The following is a 16,391-nucleotide window of genomic DNA, read 5'->3' as shown; positions in this document are numbered from 1 at the left end:
CCGACACCATCCGGGGCCCCTTTGGCGCTATGCCCGTGGCCCGGCCCCAGTTCACCTACGGCGAGCTGCAGTTCAACTCGGCCAACCGCCTCAAGGTGCTGGAAACCCTGGTGGCCCTCGAGACCGCCTTCACCGGGGCTTACCTGGGGGCCATCCCCCTGATTCAGAACAAGGCGGTGCTCTCGGCGGCGGCCAGCATCGCCATGAACGAGGAAGCCCACCTGGCCATCCTGCGCGACGCCGTGCTGAGCCTGGGGGGGCGGGTGGAGGGCCCCCAGACGCCGGTGGGCCGCGCGTTTGCGGTCTCCATCACCCCGCAGCAGGCTACCCAGGCCGTGCAGGGTTTCATCCGGAAGTAAAGGAGGGTCGCCTTGGAGCGTAGAAGGTTTCTGGGAGGCCTGGGGGCCAGCCTGGTCGCGCTGGGCCTGGGAAGCGCCCAGGGAGGGGGCGTGGTTCGGGCGGTGGTGCTGAGCGGGGCCGAGGTGGTGCCCAACCCGGCCAGTACCCCTGCCCTGGCGGTGGTGCGGCTCGAGCTGGTGGGGTCCGCCCTGAGCCTCCAGGGGGCGGTGGCCAACCTGGCCGGGCCCTTCCGCGACTACACCCGCGACCCGGTGGATGACCCGGCCCTGAACGCCCGCCTGACCAGCGCCGTGCACCTGCACCGAGGGCCTAGAGGGCAAAACGGCCCTTTGCTCCAGGCCCTAAAGGTCACAAGCGCCCCGGATGGGAGGAGCGGCACCTTTGCGGACCGGCTCGAGCTGAGTTTTGACGACCTCAACCGCCTCTACCGGGGCGAGCTCTACTTTGACATCCACACTGCCGCCTTCCGCGCGGGCGAGTTGCGGGGGCAGATTCTGGTCATGTAGACGCCTCAACAAAAGCCGGGTGGAAATACCGCCCGGCTTTTATCTATCGCCCTGTGGCTTACCGGCTGCTCGCACCTTCGGTCTCGAGCGCAAGACGAGACCTCCCCGCAGCGCGGTAAGCCATCCTGTGCCCTACCTGATGCTCGCACCTTCGGTCTCGAGCGCCTCCTTGCGCATCTCCTCCTCCGGCTTTCCCGCCGGGTACTGCCCGTTGAAGCAGGCCAGGCAGACCGGCCCCCCAATGGCCTCGCGCACGCCCTGTTCGCTCAGGAAGGCCAGCGAGTCGGCCCCAATCAGCGCCCGGATTTGTTCGATGGTGTGGGTGGCCGCGACCAGCTCCTTGCGGGCCGCGGTGTCAATGCCGTAGTAGCAGGGGAAGCGGATGGGCGGCGAGGAGATGCGCACGTGCACCTCGGTGGCCCCGGCGTCGCGCAGGAGCTGCACGATGCGCCCCGAGGTGGTGCCCCGCACGATGGAGTCGTCCACCAGCACCACCCGCTTGCCCGCCACCGCAGGGGTGGCGGCGAGCTTGAGCCTCACCTTCAGGTCGCGCATCGCCTGGGTGGGCTGGATAAAGGTGCGGCCCGCGTAGGGGTTCTTGTGCAGGCCAAAGTCGAAGGAGATGCCCGAGGCCCTGGCGTAGCCGATGGCGGCCCCTATCCCCGAGTCCGGCACCGGCACCACCACATCGGCCTGGGCGGGGGCCTCCTGCGCCAGCCGCTCCCCCATGCGAACACGCGCGGGATGGGTTCCGATGCCGTCCAAGACAGCGTCAGCTCGGGCAAAGTAGATCCACTCAAAGGCGCAGGGGGTGGGGCGGGGCTCCAGCACCTGCCACGAGCGGAGCTCGCCCCTAGAGGGGCCCGCCGGCTCCACCCAGACCAGCTCACCAGGCCGCACATCCCGCACAAAAGCCGCGCCCATCAGGGCCAGCGCCGGGGGTTCAGAGGCAAAAACCCAGCCGCCGTTGGGTAACCGTCCAATCACCAAAGGCCGTACCCCATTGCGGTCCCGCAGGGCCAGCACCGTACGCCGGTCGGTGATGACCACGCTGAAGCCCCCCAGGAGCTCCTGCATGGCCCGGGCGGTAGCCTCCACCAGGCTGAGCTGGGTGTAGCGGGCAATCAGGTTGATCATCACCTCGGTGTCGTTGGTGGTCTGGAAGACCGCTCCGTGCTCCAAGAGCTGTTGCCGAATCTGCAGGGCGTTGATGAAGTTGCCGTTGTGGGCGATGGCTAGAATGCCCTTGGAGCTCCGCACACTGAGGGGCTGGGCGTTGAAGCGCAGGTTGGAGCCGGTGGTGGAGTAGCGGGTGTGCCCGATGCCTAGGTTGGCCGCAGGGATGCGCAGGCGTTCCATACGGGCCTCGTCGAAGACCTGGGCGACCAGACCCAGATCCTTCTCAATCACCAACTCTTGCCCATTGGAAACGCACATTCCGGCAGCCTCTTGACCCCGGTGCTGCAGGGCAAAAAGCCCTAAGTGCAGTAGGTCGGCCACCGGCAGGGGCTCGGGGGACCACAGGCCCAGCACGCCGCACTCCTCGCGGGGTTTGTCCTCCCTCACGGCAATACCTCCCGCAGGGGAGCCTCCCAGGCCCTTCGCAGGTCGCCCACCCCCCACTCCAAGCGAGCCTTGGGCAGAAGGATGGTCAGACGGTCACCGCCCACCTGGCCCAGGATGCGGTAGGGCAGACCCGCCTCCTCCAAATGCTTCGTTGCGGGATGGAGGTGGGTCTGGTCTACGGTGAAGAGCACCCGGCTGGGGGCCTCGCCGAACAGCAGGGCATCGGGCCGGACCTGGCTGCGGAGCTCTACCGTGGCCCCCAGGCCGTAGGAAAAGCACATCTCGGCCAGGGCCACCGCCAACCCGCCTTCGGCCACGTCGTGGGCGGTCTGCACCCAGCCCCGTCTGATAAGCTCGCGAATGGCGGCCTGCACCCGGGCCTCCAGGGCCAGCTCGAGGGGTGGGGGGCTTCCAGCTTCCAGGCCGTGCTCGAGCCAAAGATACTCCGAGGCCCCCAGGTAGCCCCCCTCAGGGCCAATGAGCACCACAAACTCCCCCTCCTTGCGGAAACCCAGCTCGGCGCGGCGCTCCACCTCCTCCAAAAGGCCCAGCACGCCCACCATGGGGGTAGGGGGGATGCGGTGGCTGGGGCCCTCGTTGTAGAGGGAAACGTTGCCCGAGACCACCGGCAGGCCCAGGGCCCTGGAAGCCTCCGCCAGGCCCTGAAGGGTCTCAGAGAGCTCAAAGTAGCCCTCCGGGGTCTCGGGGTTGCCCAGGTTCAGCCCGTCGGTGTAGGCCAAAGGCCGGGCTCCCACCACGCTCACGTTGCGGGCAGCCTCGGCCAGGGCGTGCATCGCGCCCAGGCGGGGGGCAAGCCGGCAGTAGCGGGGGTTGGCGTCTACCTTGACGGCAATGGCCCGCCGGGTGCCCTTGATGCGCAGGATAGCCGCATCGCCCCTGCCGGGAAGGAGCACGGTGTTGGTACCCACCTGATGGTCGTAGCGCTCGAAGATGGGTGAGCGGCTGCACAGGTTGGGCGTGGCGAGGAGTCGGGGCAGCACACCTTCCAGGTCTTGCGGTAGGGGCAGGTCGCTCAAGTCCCGGGCCCGCGCCCGGGCGATGGCCGGGTCTTCCCGGCCCTCCCGCACGTAGGTAGGGGCCTCGGCCAGAGCCCGGATGGGCACCTCGGCCACCACCTCTCCCCCTGCCACCACCCGGAAAACCGGCTCGGCAACCGTATGCGCCACCGGCACCGCGTCCAGGCCGTAGCGGGCTGCCAGAGCCTCGAGGTCCTTCTCCTTGCCTGGGCGCGGCACCAACACCATGCGCTCCTGCGACTCCGAGAGCATGAGCTCCAGGGGCGTCATGCCCGGTTCGCGCCGGGGCACCCGGTCCAGGTTGAGCTCGAGGCCCAGCCCCGACTTGTGGGCCATCTCCGAAAGCGAGGAGGTGAGGCCAGCGGCCCCCATGTCCTGCACCCCCTCCACCAGGCCCTGCCGGATGGCCTCGAGGGTCGCCTCCAGGGTGAGCTTGCCCATAAAGGGGTCGCCCACCTGAACGCTGGGCCGCTTGGACTCGTTCTCTTCGGAAAGCTCCTCCGAGGCAAACGCGGCTCCTCCAATCCCGTCGCGCCCGGTCTTGGAGCCCACGTAGTAGACGGGCCGTCCTAAGGAGGCCCGGCTCCGCTTGAGCTCCTCCACCCGCAGAAGCCCCACGCACATCGCGTTTACTAGGGGGTTCTCCTGGTAGGCCGGGTGGAAGTAAACCTCGCCCCCCACCGTGGGCACGCCGATGGCGTTGCCGTAGTGGGCGATGCCCCCCACCACCCCCCGCAGCAGGTAGCGGGTGCGGGGAGAGCTGAGCTCGCCGAAGCGGAGCGAGTTCAGAAGGGCGATGGGCCGGGCCCCCATGGCCACGATGTCGCGGATGATGCCCCCTACCCCGGTGGCCGCCCCCTGCACCGGCTCCACCGCCGAGGGGTGGTTGTGGCTCTCAATCTTGAAGGCCACCGCCCAGCCCTCGCCAATATCCACCACGCCGGCATTCTCGCCGGGGCCTTGCAGCACCGCCGGCCCATCTTTGGGCAGCAGGCCCAGCAGGGGGCGGGAGTTCTTGTAAGCGCAGTGCTCGCTCCACATCACCTTGAAGAGGTAGAGCTCGAGCCGGTTGGGCTCACGCCCCAAAAGGCGCACAATTTCCTGGTACTCGTGCAGCGGAATGCCAGTTTCCTGGAGCAGGGGGGGCAGGGTTTCTTGCATCACAGGGCCCTCGGCGGGTGACCAACGACCCCCTCGAGCAGGGGGAAAAGCTCCTGGTGGTTGGCGATGCGGGCGGTGGGCTCAGGGGCCCCGTTGCGGTGGGTGTGGCCGATGTAGAGCACCGCCCAGGGGTAGCCGGTCTGGAAAGCCCCGGCGATATCGGTACGGGGGATGTCGCCCACGTGCAGGGCCTCCTCGGGCCGGGCCCCCATCTCATCTAGGGCCGCCAGGAAGGCTTCGGGCCTGGGCTTGACCACTCCGGTCTCGTCGGAAAAGGAAAAGCCGCTGAAGAGGTGGTGCAGCCCGTGCCGCTTCAGGTGCTCCCGGAGAATGCGGCCGGTGGCGATGCTGGTATCGGAGACGATGCCGAGCTTGTAGCGCTGGGCCAGCTTGGGAAGGGCCTCCAGCACCCCAGGCAGGGGCACCAGGTTGCCCTCGAGGCTGGCCTCCACGATGCGCTTTGCGGTAAGGGCAATCTGCCCCTCGTCGTAGGGCAGACCCAGGTAACCGAAGATGCGGGCCACCCGGTCAAAAGGGGTCATGACCTGCTCGGCCTGCCAGGCCGCCTCAAAGTCCAAAGCAGCCCGCCGCCAGGCCTCCATTACCGCGTCAATCTCCACCGACACCCCCGCTTCCGAGGCCGCATCCAACAAAATCTCATTGCGCAGCGCCTTAATGGGGCCCGCGTACTCAGGCCCTTCGGTGAACAGGGTGCCCCAGAAGTCAAAGGTGATGGCCTTGGGTGTCATACCTACCTCCTTTGCCAAGCGGTCCTGGCCCTGAATTCAGGCGGGAAGCACCTCGAGGGCCGCTTTTAGGCTCCAGAACAAGCCCAGCCCATCCGTACCCCCCAGCACCTCCTCCACTGCCCGCTCGGGGTGGGGCATCATCCCCAGCACGTTGCCCCCTTCGTTCACGATGCCGGCAATGTCGTGGAGGGAGCCGTTGGGGTTGTGGTCTGGCCCCCCAGCCGCGTGGGGCGCGGGAGCGTATCGGAAGACCACCTGGCGGTTCTGCTCGAGCCGCTCCAGCGTCTCTTCATCGGCGTAGTAGCGCCCCTCGGCATGAGCAATGGGCAGCCTCAGCACCTGCCCTTGCGCATAAGCGCTGGTAAAGGGCAGATCGGTGCGCTCCACCCGCAAATAGACCTCCTTGCAGGTAAAGTGCAGGTTGGTGTTGGCCAGAAGCGCTCCCGGGAGCAGCCCGGCCTCGGTGAGCACCTGGAAGCCGTTGCAGATGCCCACCACCGGGTAACCCCTCAGGGCCAGCCGGCGCACCTCCTGCATCACCGGGGAAAACTTGGCCAAAGCCCCGGCCCGCAGGTAGTCGCCGTAGGAGAAGCCGCCGGGCAAAACAGCGGCCTGAAAGCCCTCGAGGCTTCCCTCGGTGTGCCAGACCAGCTCGGCTCGAAGCCCGACCAGCCGAAGTGCCCAGAGCGCATCCTGATCGCAGTTGGAGCCGGGAAACTGCACCACCGCAACCCTCATACCAGCTCCTTTACCGCCTCCACCACAAAGACCTCCATCACCGGGTTGGCCAGGGCCTGGCCAATCCGCTGGGCCACCGCTCGAGCCTCGGCCTCGTCACGGGCCTCCACCTCCATCTCCAGCACCCGGCCCACCCGCACCCCCTCAACCCGGAAGCCAAGCCCCTGCAAAACCCCCTCCACCGCCCGTCCCTGGGGGTCAAGGATGCCGTCTTTGAGTTCAATAAGAAGGGTTAGATGGTACCTCATACGCTCACACCGAGGCGGGCGCCTCCAACACCCGCCGCAGCACCTCCTGGTAGGCTTCCTCCACCCCGCCCAGGTCACGGCGGAAGCGGTCCTTGTCCATTTTTTCGCCGGTCTTCATCTCCCAAAGGCGCATGGTGTCAGGCGAAATTTCGTCGGCCAGCACCAGGCGGCCATCGGGCAGGCGGCCAAACTCGAGCTTGAAATCCACGAGCTCGAGGTCGCGCCGGGCAAAGTAGTCCCTGAGCAGGTCGTTGACCCTGAGGGCCAACTCCCGGATGAGGGAAAGCTCCCCGTCCGTGACCAGGCCCAGCGCTACGGCGGCCTCGCCGTAGATGAGGGGATCGCCCAGGGCATCGTTCTTGTAGGAGAGCTCCAGCAAAGGCTTAGGCAAGGCCCGGCCCTCCTCCACCCCGTAGCGCCGGGCGAAGGTGCCGGCGGCGCGGTTGCGCACGATGACCTCCAGCGGCACAATCTCCACCTGCCTGACCAGCATCTCCCGCTCCGAAAGCTCGCGCATGAAGTGGGTGGGCACCCCCTGGGCCTCCAGGTAGCGGAACAAAGCGGCGGAAATCCGGTTGTTGACCACTCCCTTGCCCGCAATCTGGGCCCGCTTCTGCCCGTTGAAGGCGGTGGCCTCGTCCTTGAAGTAGACCCGCACCAACCCCGCTTCGGGCCCGGGGTAGATGATTTTGGCCTTGCCCTCGTAAAGCCTGTCCATAGCCCCTTCCATACTACCCCTACAGCCCAAACCGGGCGTAGATGGCCTCCACGTGGCGCAGGAAATAGCCCGGGTCGAAGGCCTGGGCCAGGGCCTCGCCTTTCAGGGGGCAGTCGGGGTCGGCCTCCAGGAGTTCCCGGAAGTCCCGGCCCTCCTCCCAGCTCCTCAGGGCGCTGCGCTGAACAAGTGCGTAGGCAGAGGCTCGGTCCATCCCCGCCTCAATCAAAAGCCCCAACACCCGCTGCGAGTAGACCAGCCCCCGGGTCAGGTGCAGGTTCTGCGCAATGCGCGCCTCATAGACCACCAGCCCCTCCAGCACCCGCTTGAGCCGACGCAGGGCGTAGTGGGCCAGGGTGGTGGAGTCGGGCAGGATAACCCGCTCTACCGAGCTATGGGAGATGTCGCGCTCATGCCAGAGGGCCACGTTCTCCAAAGCGGCCTGCAGGTTGGCCCGCAGCAGGCGGGAAAGGCCAGAGATGTTCTCCAAGGCCACCGGGTTTTTCTTGTGGGGCATGGAGGAAGAGCCCGTCTGCTTGTAGCTAAAAGGCTCCTGGGTCTCCAGCACCTCGGTGCGCTGCAGGTGGCGCAGCTCCACCGCGATGCGCTCGAGGTTAGCGCCCAGAATGGCCAGCGCGCTCAAGAGCTCGGCGTGGCGGTCGCGCGGGACTACCTGGGTGGAAACCGGCTCCACCGCCAGGCCCAGCCGCCGGGCCACATAGGCCTCCACCGCAGGCTCCACATGAGCGTAGTTCCCTACCGAACCCGAAACCATGGCCACCCGAACGCCCTCGCGGGCCCTTCGGAGGCGTTCAGCATCGCGCAATAGAGCCGCATAGAACGACAAAAAGCGCAGCCCAAAGGCGGTGGGCTCGGCGTGCACGCCGTGGGTGCGCCCCACTGCGGGCAGGTGCTTGTAACGGAGGGCCAGCCCCTTCAGAACCTCCTGCACCCCCAGCAGCTCCCCCTCAATGAGGCCCAGGGCCTCTACCAACAAGACGTTCTGGGCGGTGTCCACCACGTCGGTGCTGGTCAGGCCCAGGTGGAGCCAGCGGGCCACCTCCGCATCCCCCACCCACTCGGTCAGCGCTCGGGTGAAGGCCACGATGTCGTGCCGGGTCTCGGCCTCAATGGCCTCCACCCGACTCGCAAAGACATCGTCCAAAGGCCTTCGCGAGAGGGCTTCCCGCAAGCGGCCCGCGGTGCCAGAGGGCACCCTACCAAGGCTTTCCCAGGCCTCCAGGACCAAAAGCTCCACCTGAGCCCAGGCCTGATACCGGCGGGCCTCGCTCCAAAGGGCCTTCATCTCAGGAGTCTGGTATCGCTCAATCACCCTACCCTCCTCGGGCGAAAGCGCCCTGAGGGTATCACGGCGCCAAAGCCAAGCTCAACCCCAAGGACCACCAGTAGTATGTTAGCTATGATTCGGGCAGTTCTTTTTGACGTGGGGGATACCCTAATCCTGGGCCACCCCAGGCTGTGGCTCTGGCCTCTCCTCGAGCAAAGGGGCCTTGAGGCCAAGGCTGACCCAGCCCGCCTCCCTCAGGCCACCAAGGAGGCCTATCAGCACTACGCAGCGCACCACATGCAGGCCACCGACGAGACCACTGCGCTTGCCTTCTGGCGGGCTTTCCACCGGGAGATCATGCGGGGCATCGGGCTGGAGGAGCACGCCGACGAAATTGCCGACTACCTGGCGCAAAACTGGCAGAGCCCCCATATCTGGCCCCTTGCCCCCGGCGCCAAGGAGGTGCTGGCCGAACTAAAGGGGCTGGGCTTTCGGCTGGGGGTGGTCTCCAACTGGGACTGGACGCTGCCAGGAGTCCTCAGGGCCACAGGGCTGGCCGATTTTTTTGACTACATTGGAGCCTCGGCCCTTCTGGGAGTAGCCAAGCCCAACCCCCGCTTTTTCCACATCGTTTTGGACAGGCTAGGGGTCCATCCGAGGGAGGCTCTGCACATCGGCGATTCAGAAGACGATATCCAGGGCGCACAGGCCGCCGGCGTTCGGCCCGTCCTCTTCGACGCTTACGGAAGAAATCCCGCCGCTATTCGCGACCTGAATCAGGTGGTGGTTCTGGCTACAGGAAGGGCTTGACGAAAAGCGGCCTGGCCCTAAGACTGGCCTGCATGAGCGTGCGCAAAGCCATATGGGGGGAGAAATTCGGGGCCATCGAGGAAAGCCTAACCGAGGTGGACCCCGACCTCTATGCCTACATCCGCGACTTTGCGTATGAGGAAATCCTGGCCCGACCGGGTCTGGACCTGAAAACCCGTGAGCTTTTGGCCATCACTAGCCTGATCGCCCTCGGGGCTCCCAAGGAGATCGCCACCCACCTGGAGGGGGCCCTGCGCTGCGGGGCCAGTGAGCGGGAAATCCGCGAAACCATCATCCAGTCCGCCCTTTTTGTGGGCTTCCCCAAAGCCCTAGCGGCCATGAAAACCTTCCAAGCCATACTGCGCAAGCTAGGCCAGAGCTAAGGGCCCCCAGCCGGCCCGCTCGAGCCCAGTCCGCCCGCATCCACAACCTCCGCCGCATAGCCCCCCTCGGTACGCACCAGCCGTCCCAGAGGGTGCCCCGGCTCGTGGGCGAAGCAAAGCCGGTAGCCGCCCTCGAGCCAGCGGGCATACAGGCGCTTGCGGGTCTCGAGGGTGGTCATGGGGTAAAGGTCAAAAGCCGGGATGTAGAGCAGAGGGGTCTGAACTCTGAGGGCCACTAGATCGCCCGTGTAGACGAGCCGCTCCCCCTCGGACTCGAGCTCCACCACCTGCATTCCGATCGTGTGCCCCGGCGCGGGCACCAGCCGCACCCCGGGCAGCACCTCGGCCTCCCCCTCCACCAGCTCAAACCGCCCCGCCTCCCAAAGGGGCGCCACGTTCTCGGCCCGGTAGCTGGCCTGGCTGCGCTCGTGGGGATGCAGGGCATCCTCCAGCTCCTGCCTTTGCACCAGGTGGCGGGCCTTGGGAAAGGTGGGCAGGAGCCTCCCCTCTACCCAGCGGGTGTTGAGCCCAGCGTGGTCGAAGTGCAGGTGGGTGTGGATGACCAGCCAGATGTCCTCCGGGGCAAGCCCCAGCAGGGCAAGCTGCCCCAGCACCGGGCTGGTCTGGGAGAGGCCGTAGATGCTGCGGAACCTCTCGTCCCCCTTGCGGTCAAGCCCGGTCTCGATGAGAATGTAGCGCTCCCCCATCCGCACCAGCAGGGGGTTCAGCCCTAGCCGGATGCGGTTCTGCTCGTCGGGTGGGGCCAGCTTGGCCCAGAGTACGCGGGGCACCACGCCGAACATTGAGCCCCCGTCCAGCCAGAACTCGCCGTCGTTCAGAACCCAAAGGTCGAGGCTACCGAGCCTGTGGTACAGAATGGGGCGCATCGAAGACGATTATCTCAGGCCCATAGGCGGCCAGTCTACGCCGCATGACCTCCACCGCCTCTGGGTTCTCGTCCACCAGCACAAAGCCCCGCCCGTTACGGGCTGCGGCCTCGCCGGTGGTGCCTGAGCCGGCAAAAAAGTCGAGCACCACCTCCCCCGGGTTGGAGTGCACCCGCACGATGCGCTCCAGGAGCCGAAGAGGCTTCTGGGTGGGGTAGCCGGTTTTTTCCCTGGAGCTCGTCGGCACAATGGTCATCCACCAAACGTCGGTGGGCGTCTTGCCCTGGGCTGCTTTTTGAGGCCCCACCACCTTAGGCGCCAGGTAGGGGATGCGGTCAATGGCCTCGTAGTTGAAGGTGTACTGGTGCGGGTTTTTGGCGTACCAGAGTATGGTGTCGTGTTTGGCTGGCCAGCGCCTTCTGGAGCGGCCCCCGTAATCGTAGGCCCAGATAATCTCGTTGATGAAGCTCTTGCGGCCAAAAATGCCGTCCAGCGCTACCTTGACGTAGTGCACCTCGCGGTAGTCCAGGTGCACGAAGAGGGAGCCCGTGGGGGTGAGCAGGCGGTAGGCCTGCTCTAGGCGGGGAATCAGAAAAGCTTCAAAGTCCTCGAAGCGGTCAGGATAGACCGGGGCCGCGAGTTCCTCGGTTCGGTAGCGCCTACCGCCAAAGCCCTGGCGGGGGCCCATCTCGTCCGCAATGGCCCGGACGCGGCGGCGCCTTTGGGTTTTGCGGGTGTTGAAGGGGGGGTCCAGGTAGATGAGCGGGAAGGAAGCCTCGGGCAGGGTCGCGATGTACTGAAGGCACTCGGCCTGCACGATGCGCCTCATCGGGCCGATTCTAATGCACCGGGCCGGGCGCGCCCACAAGGCCCGCCTGCACTTCCTTTAGCACCTCCACCAACCCTCTCCCCTCCTCGTGAGCGCGAATGAGCGCACTGGCAACCACCGCCCCATCGGCGGCCTGGGCGGCTTGGCGGGCGGTGGCCCGGTTGGAAACACCGAAGCCGATAGCCACCGGGGCCCCGGTAAACCGGCGAATGCGCCCCACCAGCTCGGGCAGCCCCTCAGGCAGCCGGTCGCGGACCCCGGTGACCCCGGTCACCGAGACGGTGTAGACGAAGCCGGTGCAGTAAGGGGCTACGGTGCGGATGCGGGCCTCGGTGGAGGTGGGGGCCAGGAGAAAGGTGGTCTCGAGGCCCATCCCTTGCGCCAGGGCCACCAGCTCGGGGTCCTCGTCGGGCGGCAGGTCGGGCAGGATCAAGCCGCTGGCCCCGGCCTCCTTGAACATCTGGAAGAAGCGCTCCGGCCCCACCGCCAGCACCGGGTTGAGGTAGGTCATGAGGAAGAGGGGCTTCTCGGTGAGGGCGCGGATCTCCCGCACAAAGGCGGCCACATCGGCCACGCGGATTCCCTGCCGCAGGGCCACCTCGGAGGCCCGCTGAATCACCGGGCCGTCGCCCAAGGGGTCGGAGTAGGGCAGGCCCACCTCGAGCAGATCGGCGTAGGGTAGCACCTGTTTGACCAGCTCGAGGTCGGCCCCCCGGCTCGGGTATCCGGCCATCACGTAAGGAATGAGGGCTGCGCGACCCTCTGCTTTGGCCCGGGCAAACGCCTCGCGGGTGGTCATGCCGCACCCCCTTCCATAATCCGCATCACCTCCACCACGTCCTTATCGCCCCGGCCCGAAAGGTTGATGACAATCACCTGCTCGGGCTCCATCTCGGGGGCCAGTTTGGCCGCGTAGGCGATGGCGTGGGCCGACTCCAGGGCCGGGATAATCCCCTCTAGCCGGCACAGCAGCCGAAAGCCCTCCAGGGCCTCCTCGTCGGTGATGCCCACGTACTCGGCCAGGCCTGCCTCAGCGTAGTAGCTGTGCTCCGGACCCACCCCGGGGTAGTCCAGGCCTGCCGAGACCGAGTGGGCTGGGCGAATCTGACCGTCGTCGTCGTAGAGCAGGTACATCATGGCCCCGTGCAGCACCCCCTTGCGCCCAGCCCCGATGGAAAGGGAGTGCAGCCCCGAGGCCGCCCCGTGGCCGGCGGCCTCCACCCCAATCAGGCGGGGGCGCTCTTCCTGGTAGGCAAAGGGAGCAAAGACCCCAATCGCGTTGGAACCACCCCCCACGCAGGCGATGACCGCATCGGGGTTCTCGCGCCCTTCAGCCTCTCTGAGCTGGGCCTTAATCTCCTCGCCCACGATGCTCTGGAAGTCGCGGGCCATCATGGGGTAGGGGTGCGGCCCCACCACCGAGCCGATGATGTAGAAGCTGTCCCGCACGTTCGTCACCCAGTCCCGGATAGCCTCGTTGGTGGCGTCCTTCAGGGTGCGGGTGCCGCTTTCCACCGGGCGCACCTCGGCCCCCAGGAGCTTCATGCGGAAGACGTTCAGGGCCTGCCGCCGCATATCCTCAGCCCCCTGGTAGACCACACACTCCAGGCCCATCAGGGCGGCCACCGTGGCCACGCTCACCCCGTGCTGGCCCGCGCCGGTCTCGGCAATCACCCGCTTCTTGCCCATCCGCTTGCACAGGAGGGCCTGGCCTAAGGTGTTGTTGATCTTGTGGGCCCCGGTGTGGTTCAGGTCCTCACGCTTGAGGTAGATTTTGGCCCCGCCCAGGTGGCGCGTGAGGTTCTCGGCAAAGTACAGGGGCGAGGGGCGGCCCACATAGGTGCGCAGGTAGTGCGCGTACTCGGCCAGAAAGCTGGGGTCGTTTTTGTAGTGGAGGTAGGCCTCAGTGAGTTCCTCCAGGGCCGGTATTAGGGTCTCGGGCACGTAGCGCCCGCCGAAGGGGCCGTAGCGGCCCCGGGCATCGGGCAAGGGGTAACTGGGCAGCTTCATCGCGCACCTAAAACGAAAACTCGAGGCCAACACCTCGAGAGAAGCTCGAGCGCCGATGCCGGGCTCGAGCCTAGCCCCGCCACCAACGCTGGTGGTGCCACTTGTAGCCGCGGGGGGTACGGGGCCGCATGGCTGGAGCCTAGCAAGCCGGGCCTTGCCCGTCAAGACCCAAGGTGGGCCCCTAGAACCCGGGCGATATGGGAGGGAATTCGCGCCGCTTTGCCCCGGGCATCCTGGCAAAGGTGCCGGGTGAAGCCCTCGGCCAGCAGGGCCTCACCCCTCCAGACGCGGTACCGGTAGCTCAGGGTGCGCGAGGCCAGTTCGGCCAGCCAAACCTCCACCTCCACCACCTCGCCGAAGCGGGCCGCCCGGCGGTAGGTCAGGCCCAGCTCCACCACCGCAAAGGCCAGGCCCTGGGCCTCCACCTCAGGGTAGGGCAGGCCGACGCGCTCGAGCCACTCCACCCGGGCGGCCTCGAGCCAGACCACGTAACTGCTGTGGTGCACCACGCCCATCGCATCGGTCTCAGCGTAGCGCACCGTGAGGGGCAGCCTCACCGTCATAGGGTCCCGTCCAGCCGTTCCACCAGGGCCACCAGGTGGTCGGCTATTCCCTCAATAGCCCCGGCTGGCCCCTCTACCATCACCCGCACCAAAGGCTCGGTGCCCGAAGGGCGCACGTTCACCCGGCCCTGCCCCTCCAAAGACCGCTCCGCCTCCTGAATCGCCCGGTGGAGATCGGGGTGGCGCATGACCCGCTGCTTGTCCCTAACCCGCACGTTTCTGAGAAGCTGGGGGTACATGGGCAGAGCCTCGTACCACTCCGAGAGGTCGCGGCCCGAGCGGCGCATCGCCTCGAGGCTCAAAATGGCCGTCAGCATTCCGTCCCCGGTGGGGGCGTGGTCCAGGAAGAGGAGGTGCCCGCTTTGCTCTCCCCCTAGGGAGAGCGAGGTGGCTCTGAGCTTCTCGTAAACGTAGCGGTCGCCTACCGCGGCGCGGTAGAACTGGATTCCAGCCTCGCGCAGCTTAACCTCAAGGCCCATATTGCTCATCAGGGTACCCACCACCCCAGGCTCCCGGCGCACCAGGGCGTTCAGGTAGAGCAGGTGATCGCCGTGGAACTCCCGGCCCTTGCGGTCCACCAGGATGACCCGGTCGCCGTCCCCGTCAAAGGCCACCCCAAGGTCATAACCCATCTCCACCACCTGGGCCCGCAGGAAATCGGTATGGGTGGAGCCACAGCCCTTGTTGATGTTGCGCCCATCGGGGGTGTTAAACATCACGAACACCTCGGCGCCCAAACGCTGAAAGAGCCGGGGAGCCAGGCGGTAGGTGGCCCCATTGGCCGTATCCAGCACGATGCGCAGGCCCTCCAGGCTGGTTCCCTTGGAGGACAAAAACTCCAGGTACATCCGCTCGGCTTCCCGAAAATCGGAAACCGTGCCGATGCCCTGGGTGGGAAGGTCCTTCTCCAAAAGGGCCTCGATCTCCGCCTCAGCCTCGTCGGAGAGCTTGTCCCCGTGCTGGCTGAAAAACTTGATGCCGTTGTCCTGGTAGGGGTTATGGCTAGCCGAAATCATGACCCCGGCGGTGGCCCCGAGGCGCTGGGTCAGGTAGGCCACCGCCGGCGTGGGCAGCACCCCCAGGTGCTCGACCCGCACCCCCTGGGACATCAGGCCAGCGGCCAGAGCAGCCTCCAGAAGGTCGCAGGAAAGGCGAGTATCCTTGCCCAGGAGCACCACCGGCCTGGGGGTGCGGCCCTTGAAAAAAGCCCCCGCGGCCTGGCCCAGCCTGAGCACGAACTCCGGGGTGAGGGGCGGCTCCCCGGCCACCCCCCGCACCCCGTCGGTGCCAAAGTAGCGGCGTTCCATCGGGCACAGTTTATACCAGGTGAAGCCCACCCCCATTGGGGGAAAATGGTGGGATGGCCCCTTTTCGGAATGGTTCTGGTCTGCCAGGGTAGGCTTATGAAAAAAGCCCTGGTACTTGCCTTTCTGGGAGGAATCGCCCTGGCCCAGCCGGGCACCTCCCCCTTTGTGGACGTGCCCCCCTGCCACTGGGCAAGGGAGGCCCTCCAGGCCATCGCCCGGCCCAACCCTGAGGCCCGCCCCACCCCCAGCGCGTTTCTTGCCGAGAACGCCCTGCGCCAGGTCTTTGAGGGGCTCAGGTGCGGGGACCCCGGCTGGAGCCAACGCTTTCTGCTGAACCCCAGCCCGGCCTTCGGCCAAAGCCCGGCCAGCCTGCGCAGCTTCACCCTGGAAGTACAGCAACTCCGCCTCCAGGGAGAAAGGGCCACCCTGCGCTTTACCCTAGCGGCTGTTCTTGAACAAGGCGCTCTTCGCCGCAACAGCGAGGCCGCCCTCCGCTTCACCCCCGAGGGCTGGAAAGTGGAGTACGCAAGCCTGGTGGGCCTCGAGCTGCCCTTCTTCCCCCGTTAGGCTACTGGGCCGGCTTGAAGAAGTCGGCCTCGCTGAAGATAGGGTTAATCTCCACCTCCCTCACCTCGCCGCGGGCGGCCAGCACCCCATCCACGTAGTTCTCCCAGCGTTGGGGCAGGCGTACCCCCTGAACCGTCTGGTAGTCCGAGAAAAAGGTGATGCTCTCCCCCACCCCCGGTATCTGCAATCGTTCGCCCAGCAACAGCCCCTCGGGGGTGAGCAGGTAGGTGCTCTCCCAACCCTGGGTGCGCACCGTAAGCAGACGACCCCGCCGCTCCCGCAGGGCTCCCTCAGCCAGCCGGGCCCGCTCCCGGCCCTCCCGGCCGTACTTGAGCCCCAACCAGCCGGTGAAGAGGCTCGAGCGCAGAATCTCCCGCTCCCGGGGAGGCAGAGGGCGCAAGGAGGTCTCCCGGCTCCAGAAAAAGCTCTCCTTGGGGCTGTATTGCTGCAGGGCCAAGGGGATTGGCCGGGGCTGGTTCAGGCTCTCGGGGTCGTAGATTTCCAGCCGCACCCGGGCGTTGGCGAAGTCCACCAGCAGCAGGGTCACGATACGGCTCTCCTCCCTGCCGTCGGGGGTGTAGTAGGTGTGAAGGGTGACCTCCCGGTAGGTTCTGAGGTTGGCCAGGGCTGCCCCGCCCAAAGCGTTCCGGGCCCGCTCGAGCCACTG

Annotated in this window: 19 protein-coding genes; 5 read left to right on the top strand and 14 right to left on the bottom strand. The window is 66.7% G+C overall.

Annotated features, from left to right (window positions below):
* The coding region (locus tag NZ849_RS10655; protein ID WP_295407110.1) for a ferritin-like domain-containing protein at window positions 1-359 on the top strand (359 nt) is incomplete at its 5' end.
* A gap of 12 nt (window positions 360-371) precedes the next feature.
* Window positions 372-866 (top strand): CHRD domain-containing protein, encoded by a 495-nt coding sequence (locus tag NZ849_RS10650; RefSeq protein ID WP_295407108.1) that lies wholly within the window; start codon window positions 372-374, stop codon window positions 864-866.
* A 132-nt stretch (window positions 867-998) separates the two neighbouring features.
* Here the strand turns inward: NZ849_RS10650 and purF are convergent, their stop codons facing one another.
* From purF to purB, 7 genes are read right to left on the bottom strand one after another with little or no spacing between them, the layout of a single operon-like run.
* A complete protein-coding gene (gene purF, locus NZ849_RS10645) occupies window positions 999-2,432 on the bottom strand; it encodes an amidophosphoribosyltransferase (protein ID WP_295407106.1) in 1,434 nt (477 codons plus the stop codon).
* Window positions 2,429-4,630 (bottom strand): phosphoribosylformylglycinamidine synthase subunit PurL, encoded by a 2,202-nt coding sequence (gene purL / locus NZ849_RS10640; RefSeq protein WP_295407104.1) that lies wholly within the window; start codon window positions 4,628-4,630, stop codon window positions 2,429-2,431. Before purL ends, purF begins: the two co-directional genes overlap by 4 nt.
* Window positions 4,630-5,379 (bottom strand): HAD family hydrolase, encoded by a 750-nt coding sequence (locus NZ849_RS10635; protein WP_295407101.1) that lies wholly within the window; start codon window positions 5,377-5,379, stop codon window positions 4,630-4,632. The genes purL and NZ849_RS10635 overlap by 1 nt, the downstream gene beginning before the upstream one ends.
* Window positions 5,380-5,415: 36 nt before the next feature.
* Window positions 5,416-6,117 carry a phosphoribosylformylglycinamidine synthase subunit PurQ gene (gene purQ / locus NZ849_RS10630; RefSeq protein WP_295407098.1) on the bottom strand — a complete coding sequence of 234 codons (702 nt, stop codon included), beginning with the start codon at window positions 6,115-6,117 and terminating at the stop codon, window positions 5,416-5,418.
* Window positions 6,114-6,365, bottom strand: a complete 252-nt coding sequence (purS, locus tag NZ849_RS10625) for a phosphoribosylformylglycinamidine synthase subunit PurS (RefSeq protein ID WP_295407095.1) — start codon at window positions 6,363-6,365, stop codon at window positions 6,114-6,116. The genes purQ and purS overlap by 4 nt, the downstream gene beginning before the upstream one ends.
* A 4-nt stretch (window positions 6,366-6,369) precedes the next feature.
* Window positions 6,370-7,083, bottom strand: a complete 714-nt coding sequence (purC, locus tag NZ849_RS10620; RefSeq protein ID WP_295407092.1) for a phosphoribosylaminoimidazolesuccinocarboxamide synthase — start codon at window positions 7,081-7,083, stop codon at window positions 6,370-6,372.
* Between the two features lie 19 nt (window positions 7,084-7,102).
* Window positions 7,103-8,413: an adenylosuccinate lyase gene (gene purB / locus NZ849_RS10615; RefSeq protein ID WP_295407090.1), complete on the bottom strand. Its 1,311-nt coding sequence runs from the start codon at window positions 8,411-8,413 to the stop codon at window positions 7,103-7,105.
* Between the two features lie 87 nt (window positions 8,414-8,500).
* On the opposite strand from purB, the gene NZ849_RS10610 reads away from it, so the two are divergent.
* Together NZ849_RS10610 and NZ849_RS10605 are read left to right on the top strand one after the other, a co-directional pair.
* Window positions 8,501-9,178, top strand: coding sequence for an HAD family hydrolase (locus NZ849_RS10610; RefSeq protein WP_295407087.1), 678 nt, complete (start codon window positions 8,501-8,503; stop codon window positions 9,176-9,178).
* A 32-nt stretch (window positions 9,179-9,210) separates the two neighbouring features.
* Window positions 9,211-9,561 (top strand): carboxymuconolactone decarboxylase family protein, encoded by a 351-nt coding sequence (locus NZ849_RS10605; protein ID WP_295407084.1) that lies wholly within the window; start codon window positions 9,211-9,213, stop codon window positions 9,559-9,561.
* Here NZ849_RS10605 and NZ849_RS10600 read toward each other — a convergent pair.
* From NZ849_RS10600 to glmM, 6 genes are all read right to left on the bottom strand, one after another.
* Window positions 9,558-10,448, bottom strand: coding sequence for an MBL fold metallo-hydrolase (locus NZ849_RS10600; protein ID WP_295407081.1), 891 nt, complete (start codon window positions 10,446-10,448; stop codon window positions 9,558-9,560). The two genes, NZ849_RS10605 and NZ849_RS10600, sit on opposite strands and share 4 nt — an antisense overlap.
* The gene (locus NZ849_RS10595) at window positions 10,417-11,277 is read right to left on the bottom strand and encodes a site-specific DNA-methyltransferase (RefSeq protein ID WP_295407077.1); all 861 of its coding nucleotides are present in this window, start codon (window positions 11,275-11,277) and stop codon (window positions 10,417-10,419) included. Before NZ849_RS10595 ends, NZ849_RS10600 begins: the two co-directional genes overlap by 32 nt.
* A 10-nt stretch (window positions 11,278-11,287) precedes the next feature.
* The gene (trpA, locus tag NZ849_RS10590; RefSeq protein WP_295407073.1) at window positions 11,288-12,076 is read right to left on the bottom strand and encodes a tryptophan synthase subunit alpha; all 789 of its coding nucleotides are present in this window, start codon (window positions 12,074-12,076) and stop codon (window positions 11,288-11,290) included.
* The gene (trpB, locus tag NZ849_RS10585; RefSeq protein WP_295407069.1) at window positions 12,073-13,287 is read right to left on the bottom strand and encodes a tryptophan synthase subunit beta; all 1,215 of its coding nucleotides are present in this window, start codon (window positions 13,285-13,287) and stop codon (window positions 12,073-12,075) included. The genes trpA and trpB overlap by 4 nt, the downstream gene beginning before the upstream one ends.
* Window positions 13,288-13,448: 161 nt before the next feature.
* On the bottom strand, window positions 13,449-13,850 hold the full coding sequence (locus NZ849_RS10580; protein ID WP_295407066.1) for a thioesterase family protein: 402 nt from the start codon (window positions 13,848-13,850) through the stop codon (window positions 13,449-13,451).
* Window positions 13,847-15,157, bottom strand: coding sequence for a phosphoglucosamine mutase (gene glmM / locus NZ849_RS10575; protein WP_295407062.1), 1,311 nt, complete (start codon window positions 15,155-15,157; stop codon window positions 13,847-13,849). The genes NZ849_RS10580 and glmM overlap by 4 nt, the downstream gene beginning before the upstream one ends.
* A 96-nt stretch (window positions 15,158-15,253) precedes the next feature.
* Here glmM and NZ849_RS10570 point away from each other — a divergent pair, with 96 nt between their 5' ends.
* A complete protein-coding gene (locus tag NZ849_RS10570) occupies window positions 15,254-15,724 on the top strand; it encodes a hypothetical protein (RefSeq protein ID WP_295407060.1) in 471 nt (156 codons plus the stop codon).
* Between the two features lies 1 nt (window position 15,725).
* Here NZ849_RS10570 and NZ849_RS10565 read toward each other — a convergent pair.
* The coding region (locus NZ849_RS10565; protein WP_295407055.1) for a hypothetical protein at window positions 15,726-16,391 on the bottom strand (666 nt) is incomplete at its 5' end.

The organism is Meiothermus sp. (genome assembly GCF_025060375.1).
Classification (GTDB): Bacteria; Deinococcota; Deinococci; order Deinococcales; family Thermaceae; genus Meiothermus.
This window is presented reverse-complemented; position numbering and strand designations above follow the sequence as displayed.

Bases quoted from the DNA above. Each gene is read 5' to 3' on its own strand.
- purC (WP_295407092.1), bottom strand. From the start codon at position 7,083: ATGGACAGGCTTTACGAGGGCAAGGCCAAAATCATCTACCCCGGGCCC.
- purQ (WP_295407098.1), bottom strand. From the start codon at position 6,117: ATGAGGGTTGCGGTGGTGCAGTTTCCCGGCTCCAACTGCGATCAGGAT.
- NZ849_RS10595 (WP_295407077.1), bottom strand. From the start codon at position 11,277: ATGAGGCGCATCGTGCAGGCCGAGTGCCTTCAGTACATCGCGACCCTG.
- NZ849_RS10610 (WP_295407087.1), top strand. From the start codon at position 8,501: ATGATTCGGGCAGTTCTTTTTGACGTGGGGGATACCCTAATCCTGGGC.
- purL (WP_295407104.1), bottom strand. From the start codon at position 4,630: ATGCAAGAAACCCTGCCCCCCCTGCTCCAGGAAACTGGCATTCCGCTG.
- NZ849_RS10605 (WP_295407084.1), top strand. From the start codon at position 9,211: ATGAGCGTGCGCAAAGCCATATGGGGGGAGAAATTCGGGGCCATCGAG.
- NZ849_RS10580 (WP_295407066.1), bottom strand. From the start codon at position 13,850: ATGACGGTGAGGCTGCCCCTCACGGTGCGCTACGCTGAGACCGATGCG.
- trpB (WP_295407069.1), bottom strand. From the start codon at position 13,287: ATGAAGCTGCCCAGTTACCCCTTGCCCGATGCCCGGGGCCGCTACGGC.
- NZ849_RS10635 (WP_295407101.1), bottom strand. From the start codon at position 5,379: ATGACACCCAAGGCCATCACCTTTGACTTCTGGGGCACCCTGTTCACC.
- trpA (WP_295407073.1), bottom strand. From the start codon at position 12,076: ATGACCACCCGCGAGGCGTTTGCCCGGGCCAAAGCAGAGGGTCGCGCA.
- purS (WP_295407095.1), bottom strand. From the start codon at position 6,365: ATGAGGTACCATCTAACCCTTCTTATTGAACTCAAAGACGGCATCCTT.
- glmM (WP_295407062.1), bottom strand. From the start codon at position 15,157: ATGGAACGCCGCTACTTTGGCACCGACGGGGTGCGGGGGGTGGCCGGG.
- NZ849_RS10570 (WP_295407060.1), top strand. From the start codon at position 15,254: ATGAAAAAAGCCCTGGTACTTGCCTTTCTGGGAGGAATCGCCCTGGCC.
- NZ849_RS10600 (WP_295407081.1), bottom strand. From the start codon at position 10,448: ATGCGCCCCATTCTGTACCACAGGCTCGGTAGCCTCGACCTTTGGGTT.